This window comes from Shewanella sp. 8A, from assembly GCF_023475945.1.
Taxonomy (GTDB): Bacteria; Pseudomonadota; Gammaproteobacteria; order Enterobacterales; family Shewanellaceae; genus Shewanella; species Shewanella xiamenensis.
Genome location: NZ_JAMDJP010000057.1, coordinates 1 through 8,378, shown reverse-complemented (window position 1 = coordinate 8,378; position 8,378 = coordinate 1). Strand labels below are relative to the sequence as shown.

The window sequence follows — 8,378 nt, the reverse complement described above, 5'->3', positions numbered from 1 at the left end:
TGACAGGCAACCAGTCAGAATGCGATTCACCAAAAAAAATATTAGTTCGATTCAATGGAGGTTCCTTCAGTTTTCTGATGAAGCGCGGAGGTGGCTCAACCTGCGAAAAGAGGTGGTGTTTCAAAAAGTATGCTGAAACAAAGCAGGTTGAATTTTGATAAAATAGAGAAATGCGAATAACTCTAGAAATCAAATGTCCAACCTGCCTCAGTGACAGTATAAAGAAAAATGGCATCAAAGTAGATGGGAAACAAAACTATCAGTGCAAAGACTGTAAACGTCAGTTTATTGGTGACCATGCTCTGAGCTATCTAGGATGTCATTCAGGCATTACTCGAAAAATATTACAGTTGATGGTCAGAGGTAGTGGTATACGAGATATCGCTGAAGTTGAGCGAATCAGTATCGGTAAAGTTTTACGTACTTTAACCGAATCGACCTACCAAATTCAGCCTAAACAAAGTCATTATGAGTCTCTTGAAGTTGATGAGTTTTGGACTTTTGTGGGAAATAAAAATAATAAACAATGGCTTATTTACGCCTCATAGGTATGATCTTTAGGAGTTGAAGAGGTGCTTCATTCGTGATCTAATTGATTTACCAGAAAAAAAAGATCACCTTTGCAGGAAAAACGAATGAAGCAACAACAAGATACCCGATTTTCGAGCGCTTTTGAACGATTTTTTTCAGCAGCAGAGCTTGATGCGCTTGGCAAGCAATCAGGCTTTATGAAGCGGCGGCGGCAGGTGACGCCACAGAAGTTTTGCATGGCGCTGGTCAGTGCGCTGGGTGCAGGAACAACGAATTCGATTGCCGATGTGCACCGGCAATTTAACCATATGCACTCAACGGACATAAAGCTTAAACCCTTTCATAAACAGTTGGTTAAAATGGCTGCTCCTGAATTTATGCGTGAAGTGTTTGAAAAGGCGCTGGCTCTGCATCTCCCTGATATGTTTGCTATCAGGAATAAATATCAGGACATGTTCAAGCGCATTATTTTACAAGATGGCACCAGTTTCGCTGTACATGACGACTTAATGTTCTATTTTCCAGGACGTTTTAATGAAAATAGTCCGGCAGCGGTTGAGTTACATGTCACTTATGACGTGTTTAAGGGGCAACCTGACGGTGTTAGTCTGACTGAGGACACGGCACCCGAGCGGGACTATTTGCCTTCACCCGCCTCTTTATCAGGCTGCTTATTTATGGCAGATGCAGGTTATTTTTCAAAAGCTTATATACAACAGCTTCAAGAAGCCTGCGCGTATTTTATTATGCGGATGTGTAACCGTGTTAATCCAATGGCGGTTTGTACTAAGACTCAGCAGATGAAGCCGCTGAAAACATGGTTAAAAGAATTACCCAATGCAGGTGTATTGGATTTAGATGTGCAGTGGCCGAATGGCCCGGTTTATCGTTGCGTTGCATTTGCAGCATTAGATCACAAAAAACGTCATGTATTGGTCTGCACTAACCTTGACCGTGAGCAGTTTCCTCCAGCTGTTGTGGGTGATTTTTATCGTGTTCGCTGGCAAATAGAATTATTATTCAAAGAGTGGAAGTCGATGAATAATTTAAATAAATTCGATACAGGTCATGCCACAATCGTTGAGACATTAATTTGGGGTAGCTTGCTGGCAGCAACCTTAAAACGCTGGCTAATCAACGCGGCACAAAAGAAGTATAACCGGGTGTTGTCGCTTTTTACCGGAGCAAAAACTGCCCATATGTGGTGGATACCATTTTGCTTTGATATAGCCATGAGTCGTGGTACGGATTTAGCAAAAGCCATGAATAACGCGCTGGCATTTTTAGCGCAACATTGCCAACGGCAAAATGTTAAACGAGACCAAATAAGTGGCGTATATAAGCTGCTTAATAACACAAATAAATCATTGGGTTAGGTCGTTAAGGTCATACGTATGAAGTGCCTCTAGCGTCGCCTGAATTCGCTCATGCTGAAGATTAAAAAACAATTTATCTTCAGTCACGTCAAAACCTGAGCGCTTACAAAGCAGTAATTCAACCAAGGAGTCTGTGCAGGCATTGATGGTCGTCAGACCGTTTTCCTGATCCCAGCTCAATGGTTTGAATTTCAGTTTCGAAGCCAAATAACGATAAATTACGCCTGAATCAAAAATAACCTGCTCTCCATCCACTAACACAGGCACTTTGCGTGCCGGATTATGTTGTACCAACACTGAACGGCCTTCAGACTCAAAAATATTAAGCGCTACAAACTGATAAGGTTGCCCTGCCAGTACTAAACGTAAACGACGAACAAAAGGGGAAGCCACTGCTGTCTCTTATACACAAATCATTATTTCTGGAACTTTAACGACATTCATAGATCAGATCTTCCATTGATGAGTCTGAATTAAGGAATAAACATGATTGTCAAAGCTGCTGAGTGGGCACAGAATAATTTTGGTAATGCTGAGCTAGGTGATAAAAGACGGACAAAACGACTCGTTACTTTAGTTACTGACTTAGTCAGTAACATTGGTATGTCGGTTGTAAAATCATCACAAACATCGGACAAAATTGAGGCTGCTTATCGCTTTATTCGAAATGAAAAAATTAAGGCTCAAGATATTGAAACGTCAGCATTTAACGCTACAGCAGAGCTCGTTAACAATTATGATTTATTGCTTGCTTTAGAAGATACAACATCCCTTAATTTCAGTTATAAATCCGTCAAGCCTGAACTTGGCCCTTTAGGGAATAGTACAAAAGCTAGGGGGATGATGGCTCATTCTGTATTGTTATTTGCACCAAATGAACAAAATGTTGTGGGCCTTATCGAACAACAGCGTTGGTGCCGAAGCCTCTCCTCTCATGGTAGAGGAAGTAAACATTTAGAATATAAATATGAAGATAAAGAAAGCTTTAAATGGCAAAGAGCTTCAACTCATGTTGCCAAGAGACTTAAATCGAATATGAGTAAAGTTATATCTGTCTGCGATCGTGAGGCAGATATTTATGAATATCTTCGATATAAAACTCAAAATAACCATCGTTTTGTTGTTCGTTCGATGCAAAGTCGGAGACTCACAGAGGAAAACAATAAACTCTATTCTTTTTCAGAAAATTTAGTCAGTGTTGCTCAAAGAACCATTTGCATATCTCAAAGAGGCGCAACAAAAACCTCAGCAGCTAGGAAAAAGAGATTAGTAAACTGCGATATCAAATACTCACCTGTTACATTAAAAGTTCCGGGAAATAAGCGCGGTAATCTTGAAGATATAAGTCTTTATTATGTTGGCTGCCATGAGAACTCAACTGGCTCTAAAGAGCCATTGAGATGGCATTTATTGACTTCTGAAAAAATCAATAATGCTGATGACGCAAAGCGAATCATAGAGTTCTATGAGAAAAGGTGGCTAATTGAGGACTACCATAAAGCTTGGAAGTCTGGGGGGACAAAAGTCGAATCATTACGCATGCAGACAAAAAATAGCCTTGAAAAAATGACTGTCATATTGTCATTTATTGCTATTAGGATTCAGCAACTTAGGTATGTAGGGTTAAATAAAGATAAAGCTAAAAATACCAGTTGTGAAACACTATTGACGCCTTTGGAGTGGAAGTTACTTTGGATAAAAGTTGAAGGTGTACAACCTCCTAAATTAACGCCCAATATTCATTGGGCTTACATTAGCCTAGGTAAATTAGCAGGTTGGAACAATAGTAAACTAACAGGGAGAATAAGTTGGATCACCCTATGGGAAGGATGGTTTAAGTTGCAGACTTTGGTTGAAGGATATCGAATAACCCAAGACTTCATTTTTGATTTGTGATCAAGAGACAGAAGCCACTGAACCTAATAACTGCATAACCTACTCCAATTTCAAACCATAGCTTTAGTGTACAACCAGAGTCAGCGGCTTAGATAGTGCTGATAGTCTGTTAATTTGGGCTTAGGGCAGAAAGCTTTTTCAATTCAAATTGATACGCAGTCTGAGCAACCTGCGCAATGATAGCTTCATTGGTTCGGCTTGACTCGGCTGAGTCTTTCACAAAAACAGCAACCAGCAAGGGCCGTCCATCAGGCAACAGAATGATACCTAAATCATTAGTGGCCGCAGTTTTTCCGGCTTTGATACCCGAAGTACCAGTTTTATGTGCGACCACAGTACCAGCTGGTAACAAACCTTTTAACCGCTCTGGTCCTGTGGTGGTTTCGACCATCCACTTCCATAACAAAGCCTGCGAGGTTTCAGACAGCTGTGTTTTTTGCTCAAACTTTTTCAGGATCTCTGCAGCACCTTTCATCGAGGTCCAGTTTTGATACTGCACCTGATCATCGGCGTGCATCTGCGCTTCATTTGCGACCACAGCGGTCTCCTTTATACCCATAGACTGGATATAGTCATGCAAAGCAGCTGGTCCACCAACCAGTTCAAATAACAAATCACAGGCCACGTTATCGCTGTGCGAGACCGAGTATTGCAGCAGTTGCTGCACTGGAACACTAAACTCGTCTCCCTGATACGCTTTCATTATCGGAGCCCAGGTATTCTGTAAAACCTTAGCCCTGTTTACGATAACGGTCTGATTTAAATCCAACTTTCCCTGATCAACCTGATGCAGTACCAACATAGCTAAATGCAATTTAAATACACTTTGCATTGGGAATTTTTCAAAAGGATTAATCAGTAAAGGTTCCAGATCGTCAGGCCCCCACACTGCAACGCCTACAGTGGCTTTTTTTCCAATGACTATGGATTCAATTTGCTCTTTTAACAGTGGGGATTGCGCTGAGGTTTCGAATGAACTAAAAGATACCATCAGTAGCGTCGAGGCAGTAACTACAGCTTTTATAATGACATTCATCGGATTGTCCTTTTCATACGTATGATCTTTAGGATTTGAATAGGTGCTTCATTCGTGATCTAATTGATTTTGCGAATAAAATAGAACGCCCAGAGGGCTAAAACGAATGAAGCAAAATCAGATTACCGCATTTTCAACCATTTTTGAAGCCCTGTTTTCAGAGCAACAATTAAATTCACTTGGTGTTCAAACTCACATGATTGAACGCTTTCGCCTGATCACTCCCGCAAAACTTTGCCTGGCATTTGTGTGTGCCCTGGGAAGTGGAAATGCCCGCACAATCGCTGATATACATCGTTACTTTAACCACTTGCATTCGATGTCAGTACGCCTTAAACCATTCCATAATCAGTTAGTTAAGCTCGGAACTCCTGAATTTATGCGTCAAGTGTTTGAGCAGGCGCTGGCACTTCATTTGCCAGCCATGCACACCTTTTCGGACGCCTATCGGGGGCATTTCAAGCAGGTACTGTTGCAGGATGGCACCAGTTTCGCTGTTCATGACGGCCTCAGCCTGCATTTCCCCGGGCGATTCAGTACACACTCTCCTGCGGCAGTGGAGCTTCACGTGACCTATGACCTTGAAAAAGCCCAGCCTGTCCGCGTTTCTCTGAGCGAAGATACTGCATCTGAACGCGACTATCTCCCCGTAGCTCAAAGTCTACGTGGTTGTTTGCTCATGGCCGATGCAGGTTATTTTTCAAAAGCTTACATTGAATCGCTCCAAAACGAAGCGGCCAGCTTTGTGCTTCGGATGCCCGCTTCGGTGAATCCAATGGCGACTTGCAACCAAACAGGACTCTGTCAGCCGCTACGCAGCTGGCTGGCCGTATTGCCTAAGCATGGCGAATTGGATTTGGATGTGCAGTGGCCAGATGGTCCGGTGTACCGTTGTGTTTTGTTTGCTTCCACTGACCATAAAGACAAACCGGTTTGTCTGTGTACAAATTTGGACCGGCACACATTCCCAGCCGCAACAGTGGGCGAATGGTATCGTCTGCGCTGGCAGATAGAACTCTTGTTCAAAGAATGGAAATCGTTGAATAGTTTGAATAAATTTAATACGGAATACTCAACGATAGCCGAAACGTTGATTTGGGGAAGTCTGCTGGCGGCAACGCTCAAGCGTTGGTTAATCAACGGAGCACAGCAAAAATATCGGCGAGTGTTGTCCATGTTCAGCGGGGCCAAAACAGCCAATCAGTGGTGGCTTCCCTTTTGTATAAAATGGGCTTGTTCAGGGATAACTGAAATTGCTGCGGAATTGGGTAAGGTTTTTGCGTTTCTCGCGGAACATTGCCAGAGGGTAAATGTAAAGCGAGATCAAAAATCAGGGGCTTTTAAAGTATTGGAAATCACATATGAATCATGATGTTAGCTCGCTAAAGACATACGTATGATTTACGCCTACCATCGAGAAACAGGTGAGATTGTTGCTTATGTTTGGGGTAAAAGAGACTTAGCTACAGTTCAACGATTGAAGGCAAAGCTTAAACAATTAGGTATTCACTACACCCGAATTGCAAGTGATCATTGGGACAGTTTCATAACTGCTTTTAAAAACTGCAAGCAAAGTATTGGTAAATTTTTTACTGTAGGTATTGAAGGTAATAATTGCAAAATAAGGCATCGAATTAGGCGCGGTTTTAGAAGGAGTTGTAATTTTTCAAAAAAGATTGAAAACCATTTTAAAGCTTTCGACTTAACCTTTTTTTACATCAATAATGGCTTCATTTAATGTCAGCATACTTTTTGAAACACCACCCAAAAATTATGTTTAAACCTATATAAGAAAACACGTTAGGCTTCTTTTATAAGACATTTTTAAAATGATAAATCAACATAAAAGCCCCTCATCCTCGCCTTCTTTCAAAGTGAGAAGTCGATTTCAATAGTAATATGAATCACTCATTATAAACATTCATTCAGTTTAGAAATAATCTAGAGATATTATGATTAACAGCAGAATTATCGATAAAACCAAATAAGTATTGATATTATTAAAGCTCTTAAGATAATTTAACATGCGTCATTTTCCATAAGAATTTAATAAAATACTATATGGCTGACGGATAGATAAAAGACTAGGAAAAGAAAAGCAGACAAAAAAATACCATCGATAATAAAATTGGTTAAAAATGTTGCACGATGAAATTTAAATAAACTTGTAAAGCTAATAAATTAACAATTTTATATTCAAAAAAACTTAAATCACAAGTTAAGCTAATAAACAGCTTTAGCTATTTTAAATAAGTTTATTTTAAAAACCAAAACTTGGATTCATTGGTGATATAAAACTTTAAATCAGTAGCTCCACTAACTTCTTTCACTTATTTATTTAAAACTTAGCGACTTAAAAAGATAACTAAGTATTTTTAGATATTGCTTGGAATCAATTCAATTCATCAAGTTTTAAAAAATAATTCCTTTTGTCAGGCATATCTTTTTTTAAATGCTTTAAAAATATTTTAGCAGTTTCCTCAGATACATCCTCTCTTAGGCAACGTTCAACAAAAGATATATCTACAAATTCATCTGCTAATCCAGCACGACCAAGATCTAAAAAGTAAATTTCACCAGATTTATCTATAAAAATATTACTATCCGTGATATCGCCATGAGAAAAAACCAATCTTTCTTCAACACGAGTCTCATTTAACTCATTCCAAAGACTTATGTAAGTTTTATGGTCTCCCCATAATTCAGCCTCAAAATCATCTTGATCTATCTCGTCAAGGAGTTGGTTATCAATAAAAAATTTTGACTCTTTTAACCGATGATCAATGCTTGAAATAAATGGGCAATCAATAATAGCAACTGCATTTAACTGATTGAGTGTTTCCTTATAGATAGCAAGCAATTCTTGCTCTGTTAAAAAAAGCGCTGAAATTGATTTTGCATTGATCGCTTTAGTGATCATGAATTCAAACTGCTCATCCTGAAAAGTCATGATGAGTTCAGGCACCTTTAATTTATCAGAGAGCCAACTCAACATTTTCGCTTCACGAGAGACACTGTATGTGGTCTCTGTATATAAAGTGCTAGATCGCTTAAGAAAAAAAGTTTCATTATTTCGATTAAAAGAATAAACATCCGATGGCGACTGACCAATTTTATTTGGCTCTAAAACGCTGTTTCCAATAAATTGTTGAATAATATTGGGCAATTCCATCAAGTTTTCCTTTTATTCAGCATTAAAAACCTCGCAAATGCGAGGCCTAGTAAATAGATGATCTTAATTAGGTTCACTGTAGCAAAAATATGGCTTATTCCCTATAGAGGGTCAATACTTCAAACTTTGGTGGTGTTTCAAAAAGTATGCTGAAACAAAGCAGGTTGAATTTTGATAAAATAGAGAAATGCGAATAACTCTAGAAATCAAATGTCCAACCTGCCTCAGTGACAGTATAAAGAAAAATGGCATCAAAAGCAATGTCTTCTATAGGTTTCAATCCCTTGACGATTGCAGGAGTCCCGTCTGGCAATGAAACTTTCCAAACGAGGCTGGAAAAGGTGTCCGCAATGAGAACAGGTTGCGA

6 protein-coding genes and 4 pseudogenes are annotated in these 8,378 nt (G+C 39.5%); 6 read left to right on the top strand and 4 right to left on the bottom strand.

Annotated elements, in window-relative coordinates; translation table 11 throughout:
- Positions 1-170: 170 nt before the first annotated feature.
- Together M0413_RS22260 and M0413_RS22255 are read left to right on the top strand one after the other, a co-directional pair.
- Positions 171-542, top strand: a pseudogene (locus M0413_RS22260) (IS1-like element ISPa14 family transposase); the annotation flags it as partial.
- A gap of 93 nt (positions 543-635) precedes the next feature.
- A complete protein-coding gene (locus tag M0413_RS22255; RefSeq protein ID WP_000813355.1) occupies positions 636-1,907 on the top strand; it encodes an IS4-like element ISPa13 family transposase in 1,272 nt (423 codons plus the stop codon).
- Here the strand turns inward: M0413_RS22255 and M0413_RS22250 are convergent.
- Entirely contained in the window at positions 1,896-2,300 is a 405-nt protein-coding gene (locus tag M0413_RS22250) for a glutathione S-transferase family protein (RefSeq protein ID WP_249555674.1), read from the bottom strand. The genes M0413_RS22255 and M0413_RS22250 overlap by 12 nt on opposite strands.
- A gap of 93 nt (positions 2,301-2,393) precedes the next feature.
- Here M0413_RS22250 and M0413_RS22245 point away from each other — a divergent pair, with 93 nt between their 5' ends.
- Entirely contained in the window at positions 2,394-3,803 is a 1,410-nt protein-coding gene (locus tag M0413_RS22245) for an IS4-like element ISPrst1 family transposase (RefSeq protein ID WP_076611433.1), read from the top strand.
- 109 nt (positions 3,804-3,912) lie between these two features.
- Here the strand turns inward: M0413_RS22245 and M0413_RS22240 are convergent, their stop codons facing one another.
- The gene (locus M0413_RS22240) at positions 3,913-4,839 is read right to left on the bottom strand and encodes an inhibitor-resistant extended-spectrum class A beta-lactamase PER-1 (RefSeq protein ID WP_001100753.1); all 927 of its coding nucleotides are present in this window, start codon (positions 4,837-4,839) and stop codon (positions 3,913-3,915) included.
- 106 nt (positions 4,840-4,945) lie between these two features.
- Here M0413_RS22240 and M0413_RS22235 point away from each other — a divergent pair, with 106 nt between their 5' ends.
- On the top strand, positions 4,946-6,211 hold the full coding sequence (locus M0413_RS22235; RefSeq protein WP_000812657.1) for an IS4-like element ISPa12 family transposase: 1,266 nt from the start codon (positions 4,946-4,948) through the stop codon (positions 6,209-6,211).
- Between the two features lie 24 nt (positions 6,212-6,235).
- A pseudogene (locus M0413_RS22230) lies at positions 6,236-6,577 on the top strand (IS1-like element ISPa14 family transposase); the annotation flags it as partial.
- Between the two features lie 654 nt (positions 6,578-7,231).
- On the opposite strand, the gene M0413_RS22225 reads toward M0413_RS22230, so the two are convergent.
- Positions 7,232-8,011, bottom strand: a complete 780-nt coding sequence (locus tag M0413_RS22225) for an APH(3')-VI family aminoglycoside O-phosphotransferase (RefSeq protein WP_249555672.1) — start codon at positions 8,009-8,011, stop codon at positions 7,232-7,234.
- A gap of 187 nt (positions 8,012-8,198) precedes the next feature.
- Between M0413_RS22225 and M0413_RS23125 the strand changes: the two are divergent.
- Positions 8,199-8,300 (top strand): annotated as a pseudogene (locus tag M0413_RS23125) (IS1 family transposase); the annotation flags it as partial.
- On the opposite strand, the pseudogene M0413_RS22220 reads toward M0413_RS23125, so the two are convergent.
- Positions 8,268-8,378, bottom strand: a pseudogene (locus M0413_RS22220) (aminoglycoside phosphotransferase family protein); the annotation flags it as partial. The pseudogenes M0413_RS23125 and M0413_RS22220 overlap by 33 nt on opposite strands.

Excerpts from the sequence above, each read along its gene's own strand:
- M0413_RS22255 (WP_000813355.1), top strand. The coding sequence starts at position 636 with ATGAAGCAACAACAAGATACCCGATTTTCGAGCGCTTTTGAACGATTT.
- M0413_RS22235 (WP_000812657.1), top strand. The coding sequence starts at position 4,946 with ATGAAGCAAAATCAGATTACCGCATTTTCAACCATTTTTGAAGCCCTG.
- M0413_RS22245 (WP_076611433.1), top strand. The coding sequence starts at position 2,394 with ATGATTGTCAAAGCTGCTGAGTGGGCACAGAATAATTTTGGTAATGCT.
- M0413_RS22240 (WP_001100753.1), bottom strand. The coding sequence starts at position 4,839 with ATGAATGTCATTATAAAAGCTGTAGTTACTGCCTCGACGCTACTGATG.
- M0413_RS22225 (WP_249555672.1), bottom strand. The coding sequence starts at position 8,011 with ATGGAATTGCCCAATATTATTCAACAATTTATTGGAAACAGCGTTTTA.